Raw genomic sequence first — 26,367 nt, 5'->3', positions numbered from 1 at the left:
AGTACGCACGGCAATGCCCGGCTTACGTCGGGCAAGCCTGCACCGAATCGAAAGTTGCCAACGTCCGATCAATGGCCTTTTCCCAAGAAAAACAGTCGGCCGCCAATTGGATCACGCCTGCTCTGAGGTCCTCGACCAGGCCGGGATTATCCATCAACCTCAAAATGTAGTCAGCGATGGCGTGCTCGTCCCGTGGTTCGCAAAGCAGAATATTGCGTCCATGAATAAAGGCGGAATCCGAGAGGGGGCCGCGAGTCGCAATAATTGGGAGCCCGTGGGCCGCGATCGAGGATAATGAACTATTGTTCAGCTGGACCCCTTGCAAAAATGGCAGGACGGCGACATCTGCAGCATGCAGATAGATAGAGCCGTCTTCTCCGTCTGATTTGACAGGACCAGTCCAAATAACATCATCTTCCAACTTCAGTTCTTTAGCCAAATCCTGCATCCGGTCAAAATAGTCCGCGCTTCCTTCGACATCAAGCTGGAGTCTCCCTCCGATAAAGAGCAGTTTGACGTCATTTTTCATATCACGAACCAGCCGAAAAGCGCGGAGCAAGAATTCCACTCCCTTGGTCTTATAGAGATACCCAAAAAACGTGATGACGAAATGCTGTTCCTGCAAACCCAGACGCGAACGTCCCTGTCTCCGCGCGACTCCCGCATCGTTGTCAACTATGCGCATGTTCGGAGGAGGCGGAATCATGGAGATTTTTTGATGTACGGGCGGCCATTCCTCAAGGAGAATCATACGGTGACGATCACACAATGCAATAACATGATCGCTATCTCTCAGCAATGTACCTGATCCGTATCCGACATCGTTTGTCCCAACCCACTGAATCATGCCTCGACGGAACAACCGGGCTGAAACAGATGTCTTGGATGGATTGGCTCCGACAAAGACATTCTCATATCGAGTGACAAACGGAACGTGTGGGAACAGGCGTTTGAGTATCGTCGGAGCGAATGTGATCATGGGATGGCAGTTGTACATCACGCCGATGTACATCAGCAAAACGGCATCGGGAGCGCATTGCCGGAAGAACGATCGCATTCGGAACATTTCGGGCCATGACCATTCGCTCATAATGGGATGTATATGGATTCGAGCGCTGCGGCTCCCTTCACAACCCATAGAAGTTAACACGTGTACCTCCATGCCACGATCCGCGAGACGCTCACAGAGATAATAGGTATTGGTCGCCTCACCGGCCTGCATGGGCGGATATGCTGCCGAGATGATCAGTACTTTCATGCTCTATCTCAGTACAGCCCGCTTTCTTGGTTTACAGCTCATATGGATCTTTCAAGATCCTCGCTCTATCCAAGCCTTATGAATTTCATTGAAAATTGTGTTCAGGCTCTTCGTAATCGTCCATTTTGGATAGTGAGATTTCATTTTGGCCAGATTGCTGATGTAGCAAATATGGTCGCCTTCCCTATTTTTATCCACGTATTCGTATAACATCGCCTTCCCGGAAATAGATTCAATAATGTCAAACGCTTCCAAAATCGAGCAACTATTATCCCTTCCTCCACCTAGGTTGTATACCTCGCCGCATCGCGGGGCTTCTATAAATTCGTCGATGAAGCGCGTTACATCATAAGAATGAATATTGTCCCGGACCTGCTTACCCTTGTATCCATACACATAATACTTACGCCCATCGAGATTACATTTGATGAGATAACTTAGAAATCCATGCAGTTCGACCCCTGAATGATTCGGCCCTGTCAAACATCCGCCCCGCAGGCAACAGGTGTTCATACCGAAATAGCGGCCGTATTCCTGCACCATTACATCGGCGGCAACCTTTGATGCGCCAAAGAGAGAATGTTTGGATCGGTCGATCCTCATGCTTTCACTGATTCCAGCAAAGTCGAGCGCGTCGGCATAGTCCCAGCGCTTCTTCTGTTCGACGAGCGCCAATTCATTCGGCGCATCGCCGTACACTTTATTGGTCGACATATGAACGAACACCGCATCTTTCGCGTGAAGCCGCGTGGCTTCAATGAGGTTCATTGTGCCGAGCGCATTCGTATCAAAATCGTCGAAAGGTATTTTTGCGGCCAAATCATGAGACGGCTGAGCGGCGGTATGCACGATAACCTCGGGCAGCAACTCCTTAATGAGTGCCAAAACCTTGGACCGATCTCTAATATCCACTTCATGATGGCGGAAATGCTTAAGTTCAGCTTGCAATCGGCGCTGATTCCACCTGGTATCACCCGACGGGCCAAAGAATGCCGCGCGGCCATTGTTGTCCACCCCGTGAACCTGCCAGCCATTCGCGCTGAAATAACCGCACACTTCCGATCCGATCAGCCCGGACGAACCAGTGACCAACATACGCCTCATAACACTTTACTCCTTCGATTTAATACCGGAGTCGGAATTCCCGTCGATAGAAGCGCCGTCATCCTGGTTGGCGACAAATCGCACCATTCAGGCGTTCCCACCCACGGGCAGCACCCACAATCTGATTGGTTATCACTTACCTCTCATCAAAAACATCCGGGCATTGGTACGAGCGGCCTCTATCTGTCGAACATTGCGTGTCTCCCTCGACTAAGTTAAGAGATATGGTTCCCAAAATCCTCTGTCATATCTCGTCCAGGCATGACACCCGAATGGCAATTTCCGCTGGTTCAGTTCATAACAAAGCCGGGGCGCCACTTCAAAAGCAAACCTGAGTCCTACATCAAAAGGCGCGACTCTTAATTCCGGATAATAGTGAATCGCTCGGTCGGACCAAAAATGATCCTCATTTCTTGTTCCATCGGGACGCAGATGCCACTGCGCCATTTCTTGTCTCACGTTATTGAACGGCAGCAGGCGCTTTGCGAATTTCCGCGGCCAATTCAGCATTCGCACATATGGCGGTTTGTTCGCATATAAAGCATGCCAATACTCGTTTGGTTGAATCCAATACTGCTCAGAGTAAAAGACCTTTAAGAAACTGCTGATCTTACGCAACGACAATCCACCATTGCCTACACGAGGTGTCTTCACCCATGGACTATCATCGCACGGAAACCATGGAGGGCCGATATAATCCAGATCCATATTACACCAGTCCGAGAGTTGATCTGAAAATACAAGTGCGTCCAAATGATAGATCAGAATGTATTTATAATCCTCAAACGCTCGATAGAACTGCTCGGTCAGCATTAATCGCGTGTACGCTTCAACGCTTCCAAAATACTTATTCTCAAATCGCTTGAATTTGCACCCAGGAAGATTGATGTCCAGTAATTCGGGCAATACCAAGTATTTATCGTACAGAGGCAAATAGTGCGACAGGTGTTTGAAAGAGATCTGCTCGTCGGGAGTCAGTTCTTTCCGATTATGCATCGGAATTACGATCGCAACTGTCTTAGATTCCGACATCCTAATACAAGCCTTGCATGACCGACTCTTGCAGACCAGCCGGCCCTAATGATGCAGAATGATGGCCATTCCTGACTTGTGCAATACGGACTTCAATTGCGCCAACACCTGTTCCGCTACAAGCCGATGCCCCGTCGTATTGTAATGGGCATAGCGTCGCGACGGGAAAAGGGACAAGAGGTCGGGGTGTCGGCTGAAAGACGAATCATATCGACTATGTCGATGCCCAGACCACTTACAATTTGCAGAACATTGTTCCGATCCTTGCTCGCTAGATCGAGTAACCGATACATGGCTCTGAACAAATCAAGGTTTTCTTTTTCGTCCGGAGCGCCGTCCCTTTCCAAATGCTGAAGCAATTCCATTTGAAGCCCGTCACGCCCTCGTCGTTACCGAAAGCCGATCCCAGCCAATTCCTTAAATGTTGCAGTTTAACAGGCGCCATGAGCATACGAATCACCAAGGGCAACGATATCCGCCTCCTCCATTTTCCAGAGACAAGGTGGGTTATGGAAGCCATGTTCGGCGCTTTTGAGCAGGAGAGCCATGTTGATCTTCATTGAACCCAGTAGCAGCAGGCGCAAAACACACCCGCCAGGACAAGAAATACCAGATAATGGGTCGCCCATCCGTGGTGTATTGCGTTGAAAAACAAGAACAGGATACATGACAGTCCCGCGCTTACGAAGATGAACTCTCCTGTTCGTTGGATTGCCCTCATATCGCCCTGCGAGCCTGGTCAAGCAATCTGTTCGCATCGCGATGGGTAATCGGTCCATGTTGCCAATACATGCCATTCGTGTCGTTCATTCCTATGATCGGACTGGGAATTTCTGAAGCAGCACCGCTCGTAGAGCATTATCTAGTCCTTCCGGAGTTCCTATATCAAAATACATCCCGTTCCGGAACGTGATAGCCTGCAGATCAAGTCCATGCTCCAGCGCAGCCTGCAGCACATGACCGATGGACAATTCGTCAGTAGATACATCGAAACGTGGCTGGGCAATTGCCTGTGAACGCGTCTCACGCAAAATAGAGATGTCTTCCAGATGCCGATGAAGAAACTTGGTAAAGGTAGCGGACCACACTGCACAGACCCAGGCCCAGTGCAGATCCGTTTGAAGTGGTTTCAGATGGATGGCTACTACTTTTCCGTTTGAATCCATCTGAACCATATCCATGTGCCGCGGGTCATGAGCTGGAAATAACGCCAGAACGACATCAGCGTGAGTAGCACATTGCTTGTCGAGCAGTTGAATGAAAACATCGTCCGGTTCAAACAGAATGTCAGGAAATCCAAACATGATTCGGGCATGCTTCACAAATGGAAAGGCTTGATCGATCGAATAAGGCGGGCCGAACGGCACCCCCATCATAAGATAGGCAAGATGCATATCGACAAATGCACCATCGCCACAATATCCGGGAATATCCCATTTCCCCTGCCTCAGTATAATAATTCCCTTCTCAGCCCCGGCCTTCCTCATTTTCTCAAGGAGATACTGGCAAACGACCTTGGGACGAATACTGTTTGCACTTTCATGGTAGGCAAGACCAAGTGGATATATTTCCTTACTGCAAGGCAATGGACTGAGACGTGTTGCCTGTCCGGCTGCAGGAATCAGCGCAATAATTTCCGGTACATCTGCATCGCGATGCGTCGCCGGTGCTTTGGCCGAATGGATCATGGTGGTCTCTTTTAGTCCTGGGGCCTTAGCTGGTCGTCCATGGAATAGTGCCCCGGTGCGTCACAGCATGATTCCCAACGGGGCCGCATACACCCCACGACATCCGGCGATTATGCAATATCGTACTGTTTGCCATGTCGTTCCAAAAGTGTAGTCAGCAATGCCCTGTAACTTTCTGCGAATCTCTCACGCGTGTAGCAAGTTTGGACTTTCTCCCAAGCCTTTCTCGCACGCCGCTTCAGTTCATCGGCCGGCATTGTGCCGACCATCCTAATCCCTTCTTTTATATCCTCAATTGATGCGCTCTTCAAAAGAATCCCAAAGTCGTCCACATCTACAGAAGACTCATAATTTACGATCGGGATGACGCCCGCGCCCATTGTCTCGAGCACACAAGCAGCGCCCGACTCTGAACAGGAGGTGAATATGTGGGCCGCGGAGCAGTCCAGCAATCGCTTAAACTCCGGTTTCTCCTTGTCCATCCACCCTATCAGCTTAATGTTTGGCTGGTCATGCAATTCTTTATGGTAAAGCTTGACAAACTCCGGCTCGTCTTCAACCGGCCCAATAATGGACAGTCGGTATTCGGGCAAATCCGTAAAAGCTTCCAGAACCAGATCCAATCCTTTGTGCACCATGCCCCTACTCGCAAACCAGACAAACTGCCTACGGCATAGATCGAAATCCTTCCCTTCCGACCAGGGCCACGTCAAATCAACGGTGATGGGCAGACGATAGATAGGTTTTCTTGAATAACGATACGTTCCGATGGTAAACTCATTCCCGCAAGTCGTAATATAATCGGCATATTCCACTCCCAGATTCGGCCGCTCAAATCGGTTCGGCGGGATCGTTACTCCCTTTCTTGCCTGCAGATCCAAAATTCTGTTCATCTCCGCGGCATTATGGAAAACGATATGTGCCGTGTCGCAGTGAAGAATCTTGATGCAGTTTGAACTCAAGTATGGATGCAGTCTTTCTAAATTAAAACGGGTGTCAACAACGACATCGTAGTGTTTCCAGGGAATAAACTGTTGGTTCTGGGTATGAATGACATCAACGTTGTAGCCAAGATCGACAAATGTCTGCGCCATTGCAATTGTTTTCCAATATTGCTCATGGCTGGTTGGTACCGGCAAGCCCCGGCTCATCATAATCAGTCCCTGATTCGCATAACAAATCAGGACATTGCCTCTGGCGTGCCCATTCGATTTAAGCGAAATCACTCCTCCGTAAAATTGTTTCCTGGTGTAAGCCACGGAGGCGATCGCTTCCCTCAGAAAGAGATATATTTCAAATCTCTGCAGATAACGCTTGAGGCGTGCAATCATAGAGAAGCCTTATGCCAGTCACTGGGAACAAGCTGCCATACCGGTTCCCATCCATCCACAGGCGCGATCCATTTTGACGAGCTGATAGGGTGTGGATCAATATGATGCATCCCACCGAGGTTCCATCCCGAGAAACCAGGCCCGAGTATCGAGCGCTTGGATAATAGACGTTCATAATAGGTCTCAGTCGATAGGTCGGAAATCTCAAACGCCCTAACCCGCGTTCCATACATTGGGTAACAGTCCTGCGCAAATCGAATAGGTCGATCCTGCCACACAATCACCCGACCGGCGGGACGAGCGCGATGAGGATCATTACGAACGACCGGCGATGCCGGATGTTCCCGCCATGGTCCCTGCAGCGACTCGGAAAAATATAGCCGCAAGGTGTCGTGCCACAGTTGCGCACTGGTTTCAGAAAACATCCACCATAAACCGCGATAGCGAAATGGCGAATTGTCGCTAAAACATCGGCCTGAAATTAAGACATCGGTACAAATCCATTCGGAGGGGAACCGGCGTGATTCGTACAGCCTGACGCTTTCTGCCTGATGGCTTTCGGGAATCATATAATACCGGCCATTCCATTCGAAGACATACGGGTATGACAAATGGAATGACTCCCTCAGTACAATCTGCTCATATTTCCACGTGAGGCCATCTCTGCTGGTGGCAAGACCGATTTCCCCTTTGGCGGAATCGTAATTGTACACCTCAAAAAACATGTACCACGTATCATGGCGTCGTATCATGAAAGGGTCAGCGACAAAAAGAGCCCGGACATCTGATACGCTTTCTCGAGTCAGGACGGGGTTCACGATGTCGCGTATGGGATTAAGCCGGTAGGGTGACGAACCTGCGTAAATGCCGATGGACCATAGGTGAGAGACCGCATCTTCCGGATCCAACAGTTTCGCAGTGACCGCCTGGGGAGCGACTTGACGAAGTGTTCGCTTGAGATGCCATTTCAAGACCTGCAATGACACAATGGTCAGGACGTCTCCCAAACATGGCGATTAGCGCTATACCAGTCGATGGTCTGCCTCAATCCTTTTTCAAGCGTCGTTGTGCATTCCCATCCCAATCGTTTCAGCGTACGCTCCGTATCGGCCACTCGGACGGGCTCCATTGGCCTATCGGGAAATTCTCCGAATGCAGGCCGCACGTCACTTCCCATTTGTTGAACGAGAAGCTCGACAACTCGGCGAACCGAGTGCTTTAGTCCTGATCCTATGTCGAAGGTCATTCCTTCAACGTCCGGTGCCTGTGCACACGCAAGGAAACCTCGAACGACATCGTCAACATAAACCCAATCGGCTTCCCATCGTCCGCTCGTCAATCTCGGAATCTCTCCCTTCAGGAGGGAAAGAATAACGGATGGGATCAATTTGTGGGGATGCTGCCCGGGACCAAAAGTCATAAAGGGCGTCAATACAACGCTTGGAGTCCCATAGAGGGCGTAGAACATTCGTCCATAGCCGCTGGCTGCCCATTTTGCAGCAGCATAGGGAGAAGTCGGCGTCGGTTCTCTCTCCTGCCCCTTGGGCTCGGTCAGCGATCCAACCAGGATGATTCGCCGGCAACCCAACTCGGTGCCTGCAACCAGTATATTGACCGTGGTGAGAAGGAGGCTTTGAAAGGTCGGCTGTATAAGTTGTAAATCCGGTTTGGCCCCGACTGAGCCTGCCAAATGGTAGACAACGTCGAACCGGCCTTTCGAAAGAATAGTTTGAACTTCTTCAAGATCCCTCAGATCAGACTTCCACCAAATCGACCCATCTTGGTGGCTGGGCCGATGTACACGTGATGTTGCATGAACCTCAGCGCCCAGGCGGCATAAGGCCTTACATAGATGGGACCCGAGAAATCCACTTCCTCCAGTAACAAGGACTTTTCGTCTCGTCCAATATTCCTGTTCAAGCATATAGCGCGAACTCAATCTATTGTGCAGGAGCCTCACCGGCCGTATGCTTATAGATCAATTCTCCGACAGCACCTGTTCCATCATCGTAGCGAGCAATAATTTCCTCAGGAAGGTGGGATAGATCTGTTGCGCGAAGATAATCCCGCATGGTGGTGCCCGTACATTGTTCGTCCACGCGGGGGGCACCTCGGTTCGAAAGTGCGTCCTCTACATGCACGGTTCTGAAGTCGATACTGAATCTCGTTTTGCCTGATGTATTGGGAACACTGGAATGCATCTGCGCACCAGAGAATAAAATGATGCCTCCGGCCGGCACGATTAGCCGCAATTGGGGGTCAAGCTCAAGCGCCTCGGAGGCACGTGGAAGAGGCCTTGGGTCTTCTTTGAGATATTGTGAAACATGCCCACCACGATGTTGCTGGTTCCAGACATAATAATTATATCCGTGTGAGGTATTTTTTACCGGCCGGTTCCAGTATCGTGGATGAAACGCCATCGCATTATCGGCCTGAATATCAAAAATGGGGATCCACCAATTGATCTGGAACATCGGAGCGGAATACCACGTATCCCGGTGAGGATGCCACGCATAGGCAATCCCAGTAGTCAGATACTTGTCGCTGGTCGAGCTTCGCATCTTAGGCACATCAAAATAAGTCGTGTCGAGATTACATCCCATGTCGCCAAGCAAAGACCGAAGATGCCGTTTTGATTCCGGATGATGAATGAACTCAGGCTTCAGTTTGCCGAGTATTTCGGCATAATGCTCCACCGGCAGATGAAACTGGGCGGTCTCCGGTTCATATGGAGAGAAGAACTTCTTAATAAGCCGCCGCGCGAAGTCGACAAAGGATCGAGAACTCGACCGAGGCGAATATACAAAGATCTGGCCTTCAAATATTCTTTGGCGTCGCACATCGTCTGTCACATCCGCATCTAGATAGACGGCATTGTTCATGGCGGTCTCCTTGTCTTGCTGTGACATATTGAATCTCGTTGTGTCTAGATTCAATTCAACAATCCGTGGTCCGACAACGCGCGGGCGGCTGCATGGATAGACTCAAATGGCATTTGAGCCTTGTCTGCAATATCCAGTAACGAATGCCGACCGTCAGCCAAATTCAGAACCCATAAGAGAGCCATTTCTCCGGCCGCACCTTCTTTTTGTCCTGCAACTGCGCGGTACAAGCCGCGTTTTCCCAACTGAGGTTCACAATACGGATTCGTACTGACCGGCGTATGCTCATTCTCAAGGACAAAGAACGTCTTGAGGCAAATAGCCAATGTGTTTACCAAAGCCTCGCCATGCACGAATTCCAAGTTATCCGCCGAAGTATGATATTCAGGGTATTCGCCGTGCGGCGTCCTCATTAAGCAGCCGACCGGCAAGTTGAATCCAGGAGAGCAGTATTGTCGTTCGTCATATCCATATGGAAAAAAATTTATAATCTTATACGTTTCGCTTAGATGTTGAAGGACGTGAGCCATCGCACGATCGATTTCAGTGTTCCCTCTACGACTGCGCTTGTATGTAATTGGACCGGCATCTCCCACACCGGTTAGCACAAGACCGTGTCGAATTTTGGCAATGCGATCTCGGTTGAGCGCCAACCAGGTAATTGAACCGATAGTCCCGGGCACAAACAGAAATCGATACGAAAACTTACGGGACACGTTGCGCAATATTTTGCCCAAAAATGTCGCCACCGCTATTCCGGATAAATTATCGTTGCAAAGTGAAGGGTGACACGCATGGACGGAAATTAGGATTTCTTCGTTTGTTTGTCCGGGGAGTAAACATTCACCGTATGTTAAATGACCGGGTTCCAGGGAAGAATCGATACAAACGTCATATTCTGCATCCGCGAGCTGTTTGAAATCGTGGTGACTCAAACAAAATCCCCAATTCTCTTTATAATACGACGTCCTGTAGGGAATCCACGCGGGCCTGTCGGGCAGCGTGTGCAGATGCTTCTGTAAATTTTCCATTCGCATCCGAGCCTTGACCGGAACACTATAACTCATGACATGGAGATTGCTTTGCTTAAAATCCACGACACGTCTTCCATCCAATGTGGCGATATAAGCATCGCGGATGTTCCATTCGAGCGGGACAGTCCAGTCGAACACCGGTGTGCCGGTCGCTACTTCTCGGGTTTCCAGCGGCAGATATTGTTCGATACCCCGCAATGTCTGACGGAATCCCTCTCCGGTGATACTCCTGCAAATAGGATATAGCGCAGCAATCATGTCATACATTGCTGCGCCGACTTTCTCCGGCTCGCCGATAGCCCGATCAATATCAGCAATATTCATCGCCTAGCGGAAGAGAAATCAGGATAAGAGAGATCTTTGGAAGAAATCGTCCGAGTATCATCCGGCCACACAATGTGGAAGGCGGGATCATTCCATCGGAATCCTCTCGAAGATTTCGGGGTGTAAAATTCGGACATTTGGTAAAAGACTTCGGTATGGTCTTCGAGGGTTTGAAAACCATGCGCGAAACCTTTTGGAACATACAGAATCTTATGGTTATCGGCGGAAAGAACAATGGAAATATAACGTTTATACGTCGGCGAGTCCGGACGAAGATCGACTATCACATCGTAAAGCGATCCTCTGGTGCAACGGATCACTTTCACTTCGGCATGCGGATCAGCCTGGTAATGCATCCCGCGAAGTGTGCCTCGTTTCTTATTGAATGAGACGTTGCACTGCACGACTGTTGTGTCAAGTCGATGCTCATGAAACCCTTTTCGACACCAAACCCTGGCAAAAAATCCTCGTTCATCATCCTGTCGTTCAGGCTCGATCACATATGAACCGCGCAGTTCGGTTTCCGTAAATATCACGGGAGAACCTTGACTTCGGGAATGGGTACCACGAACCGGCCTCCCCATTCACGGATAAAACCCATTTGCCCCATCACTTCGTCCTTGATATTCCAAGGCAGTATGAGCACATAGTCGGGCTTTGTCCGCCGAATCATATCAGGAGCGAAGATAGGAATTCGTACACCCGGCAGGTATTGCCCTTGTTTATGCGGACTTCTGTCAACGGTATACTCGATAAAGTCGGTTCTTACTCCGCAGTAATTCAGCAATGTATTTCCTTTAGCGGGAGCTCCATAACCAACGACGACTTTTCCTTCATTCTTGGCCCCCACCAGAAATATTAAAAGCTTGCGCTTTGTCTCAGCCACTCGCTTCGCAAAATGGAGATAATGATCAAAGTTTTCGAAGCCGGCCGCCCTCTCTCGTTCACGGAGATCTTGCAGGCGCAAGCTGATGGACTTGGATAAGTCATCACTGTGCTTAGCATAGACCCGCAATGACCCCCCGTGTGTTGGAAGTTCCTCGACATCGAATAAGGCCAGCCCATGCTTGCCAAAAATTCGCTCTACGGCGAGAAGCGACAGATATGAGAAATGCTCATGATAGATCGTGTCGAATTGGTTCTCTTCCATCAACCGCATCAAATGCGGAAACTCCATCGTGATGACACCGTGACTGTTTAAGGCAATCTTCAGGCCTCCAACAAAATCATTAACGCTTGGAACATGAGCTAAGACGTTATTGCCGATCAACAAATCAGCCCGTTTCCCACGGGCCACCAGCCCACGAGCCGTCTGTACCCCGAAGAACTTCACGAGAGTCGGAATCCCTTTACTCTTTGCGACCTTCGCAACGTTCGCCGCAGGCTCAATGCCAAGAACCGGAACACCGCGCTTGACAAAATATTGAAGAAGATATCCGTCATTACTGGCAACCTCGATGACACGGCTGCGCTGACCCAATTTGAAACGCTCGCAAACCAGGTCAACATACTTGCTCGCATGCTCCAACCAGCTGTCGGAATACGACGAAAAATAGGCATAATCCCCAAAAATTCTCTGCGGGCTTGTGAATTCCTCCAACTGCACAAGAAGACATTCCTTGCATATATACACATGTAACGGGTAGAAGGGTTCCATTTGATTCAAATGATCTTTGTCAACGTAAGAATTGGCCAACGGCGACATGCCTAGGTCAACAAATGTGGTTGCCAGGAAAGAACCACAGAACCGACAGCAGTGATTGGCGGTGGGTGTCACGTTGATTTTCCGGCCAGCGTTTGATTTAGACCGTTCTTCACTTCGCTTTGCCATCCCAACCTCCAACGTTTTAGCGTTCTGACGCCGTTCGTCTCTTCAAGAAATAGCATTCATTTTTGGAATCCCGTCCAACAAAGATCCTCTGTGAGGTGGCCATCTTGTTTGAGCTGTTTCAACACATTGAGCCTTATGAGGTTGGAATGTCTAAAATTAGAATCTCGGAAATCCATTCTTCGCAAACCTCTCTTTATATCCTCGATAGCAGTTCCTAGATCGATTTGAGGCTGGTATGATTTCGCCAAAGACTTGAACCTGGCGAAACTCACCCGATAAGACCGTTTGTCGGGCTGAGCTTTTGTATTGATCTCAATTTGGACTCCTGAAACTACACGCGCTACAGCTTCGGCGAGGTCTCTTACCTGGTAGTTCCATTCGTCACTTCCTACATTAATGGCAAGGAAGTCTCCGCCTTCACGATTTGATCTTTGCAGCGCCCAATCAATGGCTCTCGCCATATCAAGAATATGAATAAGAGGACGCCAGGGCGTTCCGTCACTTAGAATGCTGATTCGTCCAGCAGTCAAAGCGCTCGCAACAAAGTCATTAAGCACCAAATCCAAGCGAAGACGGTCGCTCATTCCGCACGCGGTGGCAAATCGCAGGCAGGTGACTGCAAAATTGGAATCAGCGAGGCTTTCAAGCTTGTGTTCGGCGTCGATTTTTGACTTTGCATAGGCGGTCAATGGATTCAGCGGGGACTCTTCAGTCTTCTCTTTCTCTTCAGCAAATCCGTAGACACTGCAACTGGAGGCGAATATAAACCGCCTCACGCCATTTTCTCTGGCATTGTGCGCAAGAATCGTCGCGGCATAACAATTGACATCTAAGGTCACCTTTTCAAAGGTGGCTCCCATGGGATCATTTGAAATAGCAGCCAAGTATACGACAGCGTCAACGCCCTTCAGGACCGCCTGATCGATCCGGCGAACATCACCTAGATATTGGATATCGAGCCGACATTCCGGCAAAAACTCGGACGCAGTCAAAAATGGCGCAAAGTATCCCATATCGAAGCCAATCAATTTTACACTGGGATACGATTCACGAAGACGACGCACCACCGCTGGGCCTATATAGCCCATATTCCCCGTGATCAGTATATTCATTTCATTCCCTCATTAACCATCCAGCCGATGTACCCCCAAGGGGGTTCGCAGACGAGTCAAAAACTCTTTCACTTCACCAGATTCTCCATGGCGCCTTACCGGTTGCCCAAAGCTCTTCTAGATAGTTTTTCTCCTTTAGCGTGTCCATACAAGACCAGAATCCATAGTGGCGGAAGCCCATCATTTGACCGTCATATGCAAGTCGTTCCACAGGATCCCGTTCCCATACGGTATGATCGCCATCGATATACTCCAGCGCTCTTGTGTTAAGGACGAAAAATCCGCCGTTGATCCATCCTTCGCCGCTTTCAGGCTTCTCGAAGAATTCAGTAACCGCGTCACCGTCAAAACCTATCCTGCCAAATCGCGCGGGTGACCGAACAGACGTCATTGTTGCAATCCTTCCGTGCGATCTGTGAAATTCAAGGAGTTTCTTAATGTCAAGATCCGCGACACCATCTCCGTAGGTCAGCAGAAAGGTATCATCCTTCCCCAACCATTTTTGGAGTCGCTTCACCCGTCCTCCCGTCTGAGTAGCGAGGCCAGTGTCCACAAGATGGATCATCCATCTTGGTTGATTGCCGTCGTGTATAGTGGTCTTTCCAGTCGAAAGATCCACGGATAAGTCATTATTAATCGCGAAGAAATTCAGAAAATACTCTTTTACCATCTCGCCCTTATACCCCAATGCGATAATGAATTCTTTGATGCCATGCGCGGCATGGATTTGCATGATATGCCACAGAATGGGTTTTCCACCAATCTCAACCATGGGCTTGGGGCGTAGAACGGTTTCTTCTGAAAGACGAGTTCCTAATCCACCCGCCAAAATGATGGCTTTCATGATTCTCCCTTCTCACACGACACCGACCCGTTCTGAAATCCCTCGAGTTGCCGCCCCTGGCTTGACGAAACCAGGCGTGGTTGTATGAGGATGTATCAACTACTGCGCTACGCTCTTTTCATCGCCCGAATCGTAATCAATAGTTCATAATCGCGATCATGGTGATTCAATTCGTCTCGCCGCAACTCGTTCGATATGATCCCATGAAGGCTGGCTATCGCAGCCAAGACATTGCCATGAGTTCGGATGATGAGCGACTCGGGCTGGAACACTTCCTCAAACAACATGCGGGCCGATCTCGATGTAAATCTCCAATATTCACCCCAGTTGTCGTCGTCATAGCGAGCAATCTGGCTAATCCCGGGAACGGCGATCAATAGAACTCCTCCCGGCTTAAGAATTCGGTAGAGTGTGCGCAGAACTGCTTTCACGTCATATACGAATTGCAGCGTAAACGTAAGAATGGCGCAATCAAATGTATTTGAAGGAATATGGTCTGCTGATGTTAAGTCGGCTATAATGGTCGTCTCGCTGTTTCCCGGCTTGGTATTCAGCACGTCAGATTTGGTTACTTTTGCACCACCGAAGCGTTCGGTATATCGCCGATCCCCAATTTCCAGCACCCTACCGCGTATATCGTCCGAGTGCTGCGGCAAGAAGACCTCTTCTGTATAGTAGCGATCGATGGTTTGTCCTGCCTGCCACCCGAAATCCCTTCTAATCGGGCGAACGGTCCGTAGAGAATTATACCAGCGCCAATCGAGACCAAGCCCACGCTCTTGATGGAGCACGGTTACACGGCACTGCTGATAAAGTTCTTCACCGGCGACCTTTCTAAATGCGACTTTGAACGGCCATGCTAATGCAGAAATGAGAAGATCTCGCATGCTATATAAGGCCCCGCCATAAGTAAAAGTCGCTGTTCAGCAGGGAATGTATTCTGTAGACCACTTCAACAATGGACGGACCGCTCCCGGCCACCGGCCGGTGAAATCGCCGCGAGCGGTTTCGCCGGTTCCGCTCTCATGGACGCGGAATCCGATAACTCGCGGCACATCGCAGTGGAGACGGAAAGGATCTTCCGACATGATCCCCGCGCCAACGGTAAGCACCCCTTCTGAAAGCAAATTCCCCGGGATCCAAGCCGTGCTGACATACCGACCTACCGGTCTTGGACGTCTATACCATTGAGGGTCCCTATCATTTGCCATAAATATCATGGCATCTTCCTCGTTATGAAAACTGAACTGGGCAACCGGGCTGTGACCATGCTTAATAATGTCGTATTCCATTTCCACGGCAATCGGCTTTCGAATATCGAACCCTTCTGCAACAACCCCCTGATCCGTTCTGGCTCTTACGGCTCGCATGCGCACCACTTCATCACCGGGACTTTCGTGTTGGGAAGGCCATTCGCAAACCGGCTTGATGTGGCCCATATATAAGTATTCATTGACGACTTCATAAGCCGGCCCTTCCTTCACGACTTCTCCTCGGCTTAGGAGCAAGGCTCGCTTGCAGAGCCTAGTAATGGCCGGCATATCATGAGAGACAAGAATGACTGTGCGACCATGCTGTCCGACATCCTCCATCTTCCCCATGCATTTCTTTTGAAATCGCACGTCTCCGACAGCCAATACCTCATCAACGATGAGTATGTCCGGGTCCATATGAGCTAGTACGGAAAAGCCAAGCCTTACGTACATGCCACTAGAGTAATGCTTGACTGGTGTATCAATGAATTCAGCAATCTCCGCAAATGCGACGATCTCATCAAATTTCCGATCGATTTCCCGACGCTTCATTCCTAGAATTGCGCCGCTCATATACACGTTATCGCGGCCCGTAAGCTCAGGATGGAAACCTGTTCCGACTTCGAGTAAACCGCAAAATCGTCCATTGATTATTGCTCTGCCTTTTGTCGGCTGGGTAACTCGGGACAGTATTTTGAGCAGCGTACTCTTCCCCGACCCGTTTGTCCCGATCACACCAAATACCTCGCCTTGTTGAATTTTAAAAGAAACATCACGCAAAGCCCATATGCTGGGACAATCAAGGCTCGGCACGGCAGATCCAACCAGGCGACCCATGAGCCGGGGGAACCAACTGTTAAACCGTCTATGCGTCGCGCCAAGATGATATCTCTTACAAAGTCCCTCAACTTGAACGGCAATATCAGTCATTAGATGATGTCCGCAAAAGTGCGCTCGACTCGTTTAAAAAACACCACGCCAGCCATAAACAATGCACTGACCGCGCAAAGGCTAATCATTACCATAAACCAATTAGGCGGTTGTTTACCCAGCAATGCCCACCGAAATCCTTCAATTACACCGGTCATTGGATTAAGTGCATACAGCGATTGTAACCGTTCTGGAACAATCGACGAGGGATAGAGAACCGGCGAAGCAAACATCCATAACTGAGTCAAAAGAGGGACCACGGATGCCACATCACGATATTTCACATTTATCGCCGATAGCCAAAGGCTGACGGAAAGTGATGTCATTACCGCCATGCAGACAAACAATGGCAAAGCCAGGATACCCCAAGTTGGCCATAACTGATACCACAGCATCATTATTATTAAGATAGTAAAACCGACTGCAAAATCGACCAGGTTGATGAAGGTGGAGACCACGGGAATTATGAGCCTTGGGAAATACACCTTCTTAATTAATCCGCCTTCGCTCACAACGCTTAAAGTGCTTCTTTCCAAACTCCGCGCAAACAGAGTCCACGGTAGTATTGCAGCGTAAGCAAAAATTGGATAAGGCAGCCCATCCGAAGGTATTTTGGCCCAATAACTAAAGACAACGGTAAAGATTATTGTTGTCAGGAGCGGCTGAATGATGGCCCATCCCGCCCCTATCGCCGCCTGCGCATAACGAGTCTTCATATCTCGCCATGCTAAAAAATAGAACAGTTCTCGAGATTGCCACAGTTCCTTCAGCTCTTGAATAAACCTGGTATTGACTGGTTCAATCGTAATGGAAGGAACTGTAGCCGGCTCTGAGGTCGCCTTAAATCTTAAACTCATAAGGAAATGGATACAAAGAGGCAATGGTTGTGAATCATGAAGCAAGCGGACACGATGAAGACCTATTCAACAGTACGAGATCCCGATATAGAAGGGTTACCATAACGAGGCATTTCCAGGGAGACTAAACAGTATTTTGGCAAGCTACCGCCATCCAGAGGCTAGTCACGTCCTGCAGAAGTCAACGTTCTATGTTCCTGTCTGAGATGATGACAGGGTGAACACAAAAGCCACTTAAAACTAGAGATTCACGACGTCTTCTAGGTCCATTACTAGTCTGGCTCGAAAAGAAATAGCCCGCAATAAAAAGACGGCTCTTTGGTGAGGCGGAATGCGTTTCTCAAATACTGCCTCCATGCCGTGTAGTGGGCCGCCTTCTATTCTGACCAATTGGCCACGTGTGATACGGCTTTGCGCTTCAGCTAATCCGCCTTTTAGTCTACTTTGGATCGCCAGAATGAGCTCTTCATCGACTTCAGCTGGATTTACGCCAAATGAAACAATTCCGTGAACCCCTCGAGCGTATTTAACAATTCTGTAATCTGCTGCGGCGTCAAATTTTGCAAATAAATAGCCGGGGAACAGAGGACCGCGACTCCACACCACTTTTTGTTTGATACTTTTTGACTCCGTGATTTGCGGCAAGAATGTTTTTATACCGGCCCTGTCAATGTTGGTTAACGCAATATGTTCCTGACGGGGCTTACATCTAATAGCATACCAACGTTTATTTTCTGCATCACTATAGTCAACGATCGACCTTGTAGTTGTATGCGCAAAATGAGATAGCGATCGAGATACCACTTCGTCACCTGCCGTTCTCATCATTTTGTCATGCCTCATTGAGCAGGCGACCGGACACATGTTTCGAACGAGTGAAGCACAGTTTGCTTCTCCTGACCCATGGTATCAATTGGTTCAATCGCTTCACATATCGGAGCAAAATCAAAATCTTCCAACAACATATTCAATCTAGTTTCTGTCTTGCTTAAGTTAAGGTAATGGCGAATACGCGAAACCAAAGGACCGTCCATTCTTGGCTGCTCAGGATCAAACTCCCACGGATGCAAATACATAACAAGCGGCATGTTCTCTTTATCTAAATGGCGCAACAGCCACTTCAGGACAAAATACGGATACAATCGAAAATAGCCTCCACCGGCCACCGGAACATTCAAACCAAGCAATCTCACCACTGAAGGCGGAACTTCCCATAGACTACCTGATTCGGTCTTAATCATATGGATATGCGGGATCGCATTTGAGATACCGTATCTGTCATGAAGAATTGGAAAAATGCTTGAATCATAGAGGTAACCCTCCTCCGCGAGCACCGAAAGAGCCCACGTAGTGGTTTTCGTAATTGAAAAACTGGGTGCTCGGTAGCCGTGTATAGGCTGGGAGACAAGTTGCTCCAGGATGCACTTAGCTTTACGGACGTCATCCCTGAAGGCAGAAGGCGTTTGAGCCGTTATCAATTCATGCCCGTAACCATGAGAGGCGAGTTCGTGACCGGCCGAGGCAATCTGCTTAACTAGACGTGGGAAACGTTCTCCCACCCATCCTAAAACAAAAAATGTTGCCCTAACGTCATGACGAGCGAGTATATCGAGCAGTCGTAAGGTGTTCTTTTCCACTCGACTTTCGTAAAAATCCCAGTGCCTTCGTCGCATTGGAGATTCAAAAGCAGACACTTGGAAATGCTCCTCGACATCGAACGAAAGACAGTGTTTCACTGAAATACTTCCTAGTCTTTAATTATCGGGCGCCTTGCCCCAGCAACATGACCCTTATTGTATTCACAATAATTCTCATATCGAGTACAAGGGATAAGTTTTTTACATAATACAAATCATATTGTAACTTGACATGAGAATCTTCCTTGGATGCGCCATAACGAAACTTAGTCTGCGCCCATCCGGTAATACCCGGTCTTACAGTATGCCGGAGATCATAATACGGGATACTATTACGGAGTTCCTGCACAAAGACGGGCCTCTCAGGCCTAGGTCCCACAAGGCTCATCTCTCCCTTCAATACATTGATTAACTGAGGAACCTCATCCATCCTCCATTTTCTCAGCCACCGCCCTACTCTTGAAATCCGAGGGTCCTCCGTCAAAGCCCATCGTGCACCCATCGTCTCGGCATCTTGACGCATTGATCGAAATTTCCAGATCATATACGGACGCCCCCGAAGTCCGACCCGCATTTGCTTATAAAAGACGGAACCAGGCGAGTCCAGCTTAATTGCAACGGCTAATAACAGGGTTAGCGGTATTAGTACCAAGAGGCCCGCTAAAGAGACGACTATATCGACCATGCGCTTAAAGACCATAGAAATCAAACGGCGGCGGAAACCTGTTGAAAAAATAAGAGCGCTGGGCTTGAGATGATCAATTGATAGACGTCCAGACTCTTCCTCGTACAAATAGTGACCATCTACCACATCCCTTCCCATGGCCTTCATATCCAGAAGAGTTTGAACGGGAAGGACCGTTCGTCGATCCTCTAGACATACTGCAATGGTATGGATCTGGTAACGTTCGGCTATTTCGAATAGTTGATCATATGTGCCGATAATGCGTGGGTTGACGACCCGCTCTCCCACTCGTGCCGAGTCTTTGTCAAGAAAGCCGACTACATCGGTAAATCCGTTTCGTTTAGACAGCAGCGTTTGACAAAGATCTCTTGCTAGTGGGCCTACCCCTAGGATCAATACTCTCCTTCTAAGTTTAGGAAAAGAAACCGAAACGGAGATTAGTGGTGGTGCAGATGTCGTGGCCTCCAGCTCAATCCGCTGCTCAGATTTACTTGAGCTGTTCATGATGAGCTTCTCTGTAATATTCTTGCTGCATGTAATACGGCGTGGTATGGGCATCAAGGCCATTCAAGATGATGCCAATATTCCCTGTATCGCCGATTGCCTTCAGTGCCTTCTGCACCACATCCCGGCCTGTCACACTTGCCTTTATAACGTAGGCCAGAACATCCGCCATACTGGCCAAGACATGCATATCGGCCAATGGCAAAACCGGCGGTGCATCTACGATTATGTACTCAAATTTTTCTCGCAATTCAGTCAGCAAATCAGCTATTTCATGCATTTTGGAGAGCGTAAGAGGACTATCGGCGACAGAACCGGCAGAAAGAATCCACGGTCCTAAGTCGCCCATTCGTTGCAAGCAATCTTCAACCGGCTTTATACCACGCAAGACCTCAGCAAGGCCGGGCTGCTGCCATACACCTGCATAGATGTGTTGCATCGGGCGCTTGAAATCGCAATCAAGGACAAGAGTCCGCCGATCCAGGTCCTTTGACAAGACGTAGCCAAGGTTCAAGGCTGTAGATGATTTTCCTTCTCCCATAACGGCGCTTGTCACCACGACGACGGTGTTTTTACGATCCCCTCCCATTAACTCGAGACGTGTAGCGGCTACTCGATATTGTTCGGCTACAAACGAGAGTGGTCTCCACATGGACACCAACTCCAATCCGGGAGTGACGTTGGGAAGCTGACCGGGTTGAGGCCTCTGTTTAATGCTCATAGCGGCGCTGCGGTGGAGCGGAGCTAAGTCTCTGCTTGAATCGTTGTCCGGATCTGCTGATAGGAGAGCCGTTGCGCGACTTCGTTGAGCCACAGCTCTGACACTCTGCATCGTTCCCCCAAACGCCCCCTCATACAATGGAATGGAGGCTATGACGGGTAACCCTAATGTAACCTCCACCTCCTCAGCGGAACGGAAACCTCTTCCAAGAAGCTCTAATCCTATGGCACCGCCGAAACCTAAAGCACAGCCGAGAGCCAGACCGCCGAGCATGACCAATGGAATATTGGGCACCTCTGGAACAATCGGCTTATATGCCGGGTCCACGATGCTAAACTTTGCGCCCTTCCTTCGCTTCTCTAAATTGCCAGCAATTCCGGCGCTTAGCTTCTTATCTAAAAGCGACTGGTAATTCTTTTGGAGATTTTCATAATCCCTTTCAAGAGTTTTCAGTTTCTGTTCACGCTCCGGGGTTCTTTCCACCCGCCGCTCATATTGGACCATTTCCGCAGAAATCTGTACTTGCCTCCTTTTGATTGCGTCAAGCTGCAGAACTATCTCTTCGCGCTGCTTCAACATCTCTGCGTGGTAGGGATCGATAGCCTTTTTCTTGGACTTCCTCCCAACTATGGGCTGATCGGAATCTTCTGCGTCCGGCAGCAAATCTCTGTACTGTGCCGTGGTCATTTCCTTAAGTCTTTTCATCTCTTCTTTAATCTGGACGAGATCAGGATAAGTTTCCTTATACATAGAAGACAATTCAACCAAGCGACGTTCTAGTTCCTTAATCCGTGCAAGACGTGGATCACGATTCCGCTTTGTTGAAGAACCTGGAACATCGCCTTCCTCCCCTGTTTCTTCATATGACTTGATGGCCTTATCGAGATGATCCAAACGATTGCTCAATGTCTGAACCATCTCATTTTGAGCCTTCATGTCATCCTGCAGACGGTCCAGCTTATGCAGATTAGCATCGATTTGCTGCGGCAACTCTCCAAGATGTTGCTGCTTGTACTCTGATATGACCTTTTCCTTCACTTCTAGTTCAGACTTGGCACGAATGATCTCTTGCTGGAGAAACTCTTCCGCAGCAACCACCCCTTGCTCGCGCTCTCTTAGAGTTTCTTCTATGAAAAGATCCGCCATTTTTGTGGTGACATCACGTGCAAGCGTTGCATCTTCATCGGCAAAGGACACGACAATAAAAAGCTTGTCTTTTGTAGGCTCGACCTTGATTCCTCCCCTGATCGCGCGAATTGCATTCTCAGATGAAGGAGAGTCGGGCCGATCTTTCTCATATCCGTAAAGAGAGAACTCTGCAGCTACCTGCCCTAATAATTTCCGCCCCATCAGAAACTGACGTACTTCCATAGCGCGATCTTCAAGGGTTGGAACATAATTTCCACCGCTGATGGGGTCTCCTTTCACTAAGGATTCTTGGATCTTTGCACCTTCAACCCACATTTTCGTACCTGACCGGAAACGTTTAGGCATTACAATACAGATAGTCCCGGCGATGCTAAGCGCAACCAGAATGGCGGAAATTACCAGCCATTTTCTGCTGACAATCGCCCGCCAATAATCTTCCGGCGCCAAAACACGGGTATTCATTTCTTTATCTCCACCCCACCAGATCCAGACTGGCTCGGACTGGACCCAGTTGTTGAACTGCCGGCAGACGGAGTGTCCCAAAATGCACCCGCCCTGAAAAAATCTCCTCGTGGTGAATAGGCATAAGAGAGACCCAGCATCACCATGTGCTTAGATAAGGTAAAACTAGCGCTCGAATTGGCTGCACTGTCCGATCCACCTGTAAAGTTTAGCCATTGGTGGCTGAGGGTCGCTTGAAGTGTCCGGGTGACGAGGTAATTCAACATCACGATCGTGCTATAGGAATCGAACGTTCCGGTATTGACTTGACTGGTAAAGCTACTATGAGAAAAGTTCAATCCGGCTAAAGAGGTTAACCTATCCGTGATGCCAGCAGAGGTATTGAGACCAATGATATGCGTATATATCGGTCCCGCTGAAGAAACAAAGCTGGGATAGACACCAAGATTGTATATAAGCGACACACTATACATCCCGGGGCTCGCAATGCTGCCGGGAACTGTGGAGCCGGCCAGCATCGGCAAGAAACTCCCGCCTACAACTCCTACTCCTCCGGATGGAGACACTCCTCCGGCTGAAGAAATTTCACTTCCCATTGATCTCAAAAGCGATGAAGCGGAGGCATACGTCAATGACAGTCCTCCAGTAGGAAACATAGTCGCTGCAATCCTGCCGCGGTTAGATGACTGAATGCCTGCGGCATTGAACTGAGTGGCCGGAATCGGCTCGACCAGCGTCAACCCGCCACGAGCAGAAGAACTGATCTCTCGGGTCCAGGTCCGAGACCAGTTTAGGTTGCCGGCGTGTGTTGAAAAGTTACCAAAGTTAGCCTGCGAAAATTGACTAAACGTGTATGTAAACCCAAGAGAGTCAGTCGCCGAAATGCGAGCCATTGGCCCAGCTGTGACGTTATAGTTCGTCGTGTCAAAGGTGAGAGCTTGTCCCGACTGCGTTGTTGTAGGAGTATAGGAACCTCCGAAGCTCAAGCGAGAATACATCAATGATGTCTGGAAATCAGCCGATGGCGAAAGCGCATAAGAACTGGTCAGACCGATGTTATAGATATTTGTTCGAATTCTCTGGGCAACTTGGCCGGAATCCAAGGGACCGGTTAAGCCAATGCCGCCTACACCGCCCATCATCATGCCGCCCCCCATCATCCCTCCACCACCTATTCCTGCACCACCCATCCCTCCACCGCCGAATGCCGGCGTCGATGGGCTATACATATAGGTGCCGTACACACGCGCCGTCCTCATTCTAGGTAGATAACGATTAGCTAATCGAGAGATATCGATACCCGCTGCAGCATTGAACCCGACGTTGTCTAGATCGGAGTTTTTCGCGAATTTCTGAATAAGCGCCCCAACGGACAAGTTGGTACTCATCAGGGAATTTGTCTGTCCCAGATTGACTTGCGGCACTATCATCGTGATGAAATCATCCTTACTGAGGCCCGGAGGCAGACTACTTGACGAGTAAAAGACATTAGTATCGTAAATCTCTCTTACAGAGACTGATGGCACGATTCGAACCTGTTGGGCGTCGGCGACAACGGTGAATCCATTCACTGACAGCACCACAAACGTCGCTACAAAAACATACCAACAGATCCTCGAAAGCCGGTCACGGCACAACAATGACATCACCAGCCTTCAAGAAGAAGTTCCCTTCCGAGTTTCTGCCTGCAATGATATCTTCATACGGTACAGGAATCTGAATTTGCTTAGGCTGACCTTGCCCGTTCGGTACAACGCGCAGGACGTGAATTTTGTTTCGAGACGCAAATGTGGTGAATCCTCCGGCCAGTGAGATACCTTGAAGAACGGTGGCATACGATTTGAGCGGCACCTTGCCCGGCTTCTGGACCTCACCAAGAACATAGACATAATAGCTGTTCACCTCTTTTACCTGTACCGAAACCGTCGGATTTGACATAAATTCGGCTAAGCCGTCTGCAATGCGCTTCGCCAAAACATTTGCCGTCATACCCGCTGCCTGGACATCGCCGACCAAAGGCATAGAGATCTTCCCATCCGGCCGAACGATGACTTCACGAGAAAGCTCTTGGTTGCGCCAAACATTGACTACAAGGATATCTTCGGGACCAAGAAGAAATTCGTTCGGCGGAATGTAGGTAAGGTTATAATCCTGCTGCTCCGTTCCAAATAAGAAGCAACCTGACAATCCCATCATGAGGCTGAGCGTCAAGCAAATGCCTTTTGCGAATTTTCCTAGCCTCAGTATTTCCAATTCCTTTACCTCATTTTCTGCTAGAGTCGCCGAGTAATAGCTCTGGAGCTATCTGGATGGTAGTACAACCATGGTTTCAGAAGGCACCACAATCTGGTCACCGGGTTTTAACTCAATATTTTGATCCGACCCGTCTCGAAGGACTATATCATCATAACTTGCTTTAATCTTTGTTAAACCCTCACCATCCTTCCCAAATCTAAAAACTACAATTTTATTTCGCGCAGCGACCTGGGTAAAGCCATGAGCGATGGTAATGGCTTGAAGCAAAGTAGTTTTGCTTTTGAGGGGATATTTTCCCGGAGAATTGACCTCGCCTAGAACATAAATTTGATAACTGTTTACTTCGCGCACAACAATGGAGACGGTCGGATTTTCCATATAAGACTTTAGCTTCAAAGAAATTTCCTCGGTTAGTTGCGCAGCAGTCTTGCCGACGGCTGAAACGTCCCCGATAAGCGGCAGTGAAATTCTGCCATCCGGCCGGACTTGGACCTGCTTTGATAGATCGGCGTTCTTCCAGACAGTTATCTCCAACACATCTTCAGGCCCCATAATGTAATCGGGAGTGACAGTAAGAGATGATTTTTCGGCGCCTTCTACTCCGTGCCGAGATGCTGAAGGTGGTACAGTAGTCGTAGAGATCGTTGGTGCAGCGGCCGCAGTCATAAGATTAGAGGATCCGTCCGCGAAAGCATTGCCACAACACAAAAAAAAGATCATACTGACCACGCTGACTTGGTGATTCATAGTCGATCTCCTTAATACCAATGCTAGTTTTTTAGAAACATATTTTCCACCGGTGATTCTTTCATTCTTGACCTACCGATTGCTGTCCAGCGGCCTTCTAGAAAAGGAACTTAAGCCCAACAAAATACGACTCGCTTTCCTTCGGTCGATTAAATGGAAGTCTCCTTGTCCAGCGGACCTCTGCTAAAGTCGGCGTCTCAGCAAGCGTAATGGGTGTCGGCACATAGACCTTGAGGACCCGCTCTATACCCGGACAACTGTCCATAATGAGGAGCATCCCTCCACTGCTTATATTTAGAGACAACGCCTTGCCTTGTAATGCTTGCCCAGGTGCATCCAGGACAGGAGCGGTTATCTCGTAAGCTATTGGACGCAACAACGCGACGCGTTCACTATGTTTTTGATGACTCGGGCGAATTGGCCAATCCCACCCGTGTCGTGCCGTGTGAATTTCATCCAAATTGGAATCTCGCATACACTCTCCATTAAACCAAATGGCAGGAACAGCTAGATTGGTTTCAGATAGATGTAAGAAGAAATGTCCTTGTCTGTCCGGCGGTTGCCCTGTTAGCAGAAGCTGAATATTGCCTGGCCAGTAAACTTCTCTAAATATACATGATTTTCACGATTCTGCGTCCCAGTATAAGTTGACTGTATTTAGATGACAATACCGTGCAGGTATGCCATTTTAATCCAGAAGGGTTATTTGACTACCTCCAAAGTGTT

23 protein-coding genes are annotated in these 26,367 nt (G+C 49.0%); all 23 read right to left on the bottom strand.

Annotated features, from left to right (window positions below; translation table 11 throughout):
* Positions 1–22: 22 nt before the first annotated feature.
* Positions 23–1,258 carry a glycosyltransferase family 4 protein gene (locus tag ACWGXE_RS07145; protein ID WP_447602486.1) on the bottom strand — a complete coding sequence of 412 codons (1,236 nt, stop codon included), beginning with the start codon at positions 1,256–1,258 and terminating at the stop codon, positions 23–25.
* Between the two features lie 51 nt (positions 1,259–1,309).
* The gene (locus ACWGXE_RS07140) at positions 1,310–2,362 is read right to left on the bottom strand and encodes an NAD-dependent epimerase/dehydratase family protein (protein ID WP_447602484.1); all 1,053 of its coding nucleotides are present in this window, start codon (positions 2,360–2,362) and stop codon (positions 1,310–1,312) included.
* Between the two features lie 210 nt (positions 2,363–2,572).
* Positions 2,573–3,358: a DUF5672 family protein gene (locus tag ACWGXE_RS07135; RefSeq protein WP_447602483.1), complete on the bottom strand. Its 786-nt coding sequence runs from the start codon at positions 3,356–3,358 to the stop codon at positions 2,573–2,575.
* Between the two features lie 848 nt (positions 3,359–4,206).
* Complete coding sequence (locus ACWGXE_RS07130; RefSeq protein WP_447602481.1) at positions 4,207–5,082, bottom strand: nucleotidyltransferase family protein; 876 nt, start codon at positions 5,080–5,082, stop codon at positions 4,207–4,209.
* A gap of 110 nt (positions 5,083–5,192) precedes the next feature.
* The gene (locus ACWGXE_RS07125; protein WP_447602480.1) at positions 5,193–6,413 is read right to left on the bottom strand and encodes a glycosyltransferase; all 1,221 of its coding nucleotides are present in this window, start codon (positions 6,411–6,413) and stop codon (positions 5,193–5,195) included.
* A complete protein-coding gene (locus ACWGXE_RS07120; RefSeq protein ID WP_447602479.1) occupies positions 6,410–7,399 on the bottom strand; it encodes a glucosamine inositolphosphorylceramide transferase family protein in 990 nt (329 codons plus the stop codon). Before ACWGXE_RS07120 ends, ACWGXE_RS07125 begins: the two co-directional genes overlap by 4 nt.
* 5 nt (positions 7,400–7,404) lie before the next feature.
* Positions 7,405–8,337, bottom strand: coding sequence for an NAD-dependent epimerase/dehydratase family protein (locus tag ACWGXE_RS07115; RefSeq protein WP_447602478.1), 933 nt, complete (start codon positions 8,335–8,337; stop codon positions 7,405–7,407).
* 16 nt (positions 8,338–8,353) lie between these two features.
* A complete protein-coding gene (locus tag ACWGXE_RS07110; protein ID WP_447602477.1) occupies positions 8,354–9,295 on the bottom strand; it encodes a phytanoyl-CoA dioxygenase family protein in 942 nt (313 codons plus the stop codon).
* Between the two features lie 50 nt (positions 9,296–9,345).
* Complete coding sequence (locus ACWGXE_RS07105; RefSeq protein ID WP_447602475.1) at positions 9,346–10,653, bottom strand: DUF4910 domain-containing protein; 1,308 nt, start codon at positions 10,651–10,653, stop codon at positions 9,346–9,348.
* Positions 10,650–11,189: a dTDP-4-dehydrorhamnose 3,5-epimerase gene (rfbC, locus tag ACWGXE_RS07100; protein ID WP_447602473.1), complete on the bottom strand. Its 540-nt coding sequence runs from the start codon at positions 11,187–11,189 to the stop codon at positions 10,650–10,652. The genes ACWGXE_RS07105 and rfbC overlap by 4 nt, the downstream gene beginning before the upstream one ends.
* Entirely contained in the window at positions 11,186–12,358 is a 1,173-nt protein-coding gene (locus ACWGXE_RS07095) for a methyltransferase domain-containing protein (protein ID WP_447603884.1), read from the bottom strand. The genes rfbC and ACWGXE_RS07095 overlap by 4 nt, the downstream gene beginning before the upstream one ends.
* Before the next feature lie 182 nt (positions 12,359–12,540).
* A complete protein-coding gene (locus tag ACWGXE_RS07090; RefSeq protein ID WP_447602471.1) occupies positions 12,541–13,596 on the bottom strand; it encodes an NAD-dependent epimerase/dehydratase family protein in 1,056 nt (351 codons plus the stop codon).
* Positions 13,597–13,669: 73 nt separating this feature from the next.
* Positions 13,670–14,440, bottom strand: a complete 771-nt coding sequence (gene rfbF, locus ACWGXE_RS07085) for a glucose-1-phosphate cytidylyltransferase (protein ID WP_447602470.1) — start codon at positions 14,438–14,440, stop codon at positions 13,670–13,672.
* A gap of 107 nt (positions 14,441–14,547) precedes the next feature.
* Positions 14,548–15,327: a class I SAM-dependent methyltransferase gene (locus ACWGXE_RS07080; RefSeq protein ID WP_447602469.1), complete on the bottom strand. Its 780-nt coding sequence runs from the start codon at positions 15,325–15,327 to the stop codon at positions 14,548–14,550.
* 36 nt (positions 15,328–15,363) lie between these two features.
* A complete protein-coding gene (locus ACWGXE_RS07075) occupies positions 15,364–16,623 on the bottom strand; it encodes an ABC transporter ATP-binding protein (RefSeq protein ID WP_447602468.1) in 1,260 nt (419 codons plus the stop codon).
* Positions 16,623–17,339, bottom strand: coding sequence for an ABC transporter permease (locus tag ACWGXE_RS07070; protein ID WP_447602467.1), 717 nt, complete (start codon positions 17,337–17,339; stop codon positions 16,623–16,625). Before ACWGXE_RS07070 ends, ACWGXE_RS07075 begins: the two co-directional genes overlap by 1 nt.
* A gap of 381 nt (positions 17,340–17,720) precedes the next feature.
* Positions 17,721–18,308: a transcriptional activator RfaH gene (locus ACWGXE_RS07065; RefSeq protein ID WP_447602465.1), complete on the bottom strand. Its 588-nt coding sequence runs from the start codon at positions 18,306–18,308 to the stop codon at positions 17,721–17,723.
* 11 nt (positions 18,309–18,319) lie between these two features.
* On the bottom strand, positions 18,320–19,216 hold the full coding sequence (locus tag ACWGXE_RS07060) for an XrtA system polysaccharide deacetylase (RefSeq protein WP_447602463.1): 897 nt from the start codon (positions 19,214–19,216) through the stop codon (positions 18,320–18,322).
* A gap of 22 nt (positions 19,217–19,238) precedes the next feature.
* Complete coding sequence (locus tag ACWGXE_RS07055) at positions 19,239–20,306, bottom strand: TIGR03013 family XrtA/PEP-CTERM system glycosyltransferase (RefSeq protein ID WP_447602462.1); 1,068 nt, start codon at positions 20,304–20,306, stop codon at positions 19,239–19,241.
* Entirely contained in the window at positions 20,290–22,638 is a 2,349-nt protein-coding gene (locus ACWGXE_RS07050) for a GumC family protein (RefSeq protein WP_447602460.1), read from the bottom strand. The genes ACWGXE_RS07055 and ACWGXE_RS07050 overlap by 17 nt, the downstream gene beginning before the upstream one ends.
* Complete coding sequence (locus ACWGXE_RS07045) at positions 22,635–24,284, bottom strand: hypothetical protein (protein ID WP_447602458.1); 1,650 nt, start codon at positions 24,282–24,284, stop codon at positions 22,635–22,637. Before ACWGXE_RS07045 ends, ACWGXE_RS07050 begins: the two co-directional genes overlap by 4 nt.
* Complete coding sequence (locus tag ACWGXE_RS07040; RefSeq protein WP_447602456.1) at positions 24,265–24,891, bottom strand: polysaccharide biosynthesis/export family protein; 627 nt, start codon at positions 24,889–24,891, stop codon at positions 24,265–24,267. Before ACWGXE_RS07040 ends, ACWGXE_RS07045 begins: the two co-directional genes overlap by 20 nt.
* Before the next feature lie 48 nt (positions 24,892–24,939).
* On the bottom strand, positions 24,940–25,641 hold the full coding sequence (locus ACWGXE_RS07035; RefSeq protein WP_447602455.1) for a polysaccharide biosynthesis/export family protein: 702 nt from the start codon (positions 25,639–25,641) through the stop codon (positions 24,940–24,942).
* Positions 25,642–26,367: the final 726 nt, after the last annotated feature.

The organism is Nitrospira sp. Nam80 (assembly GCF_965152575.1).
The sequence above is the reverse complement of the archived record's forward strand: the minus strand, read 5'-3'. Positions and strand labels throughout refer to the sequence as shown.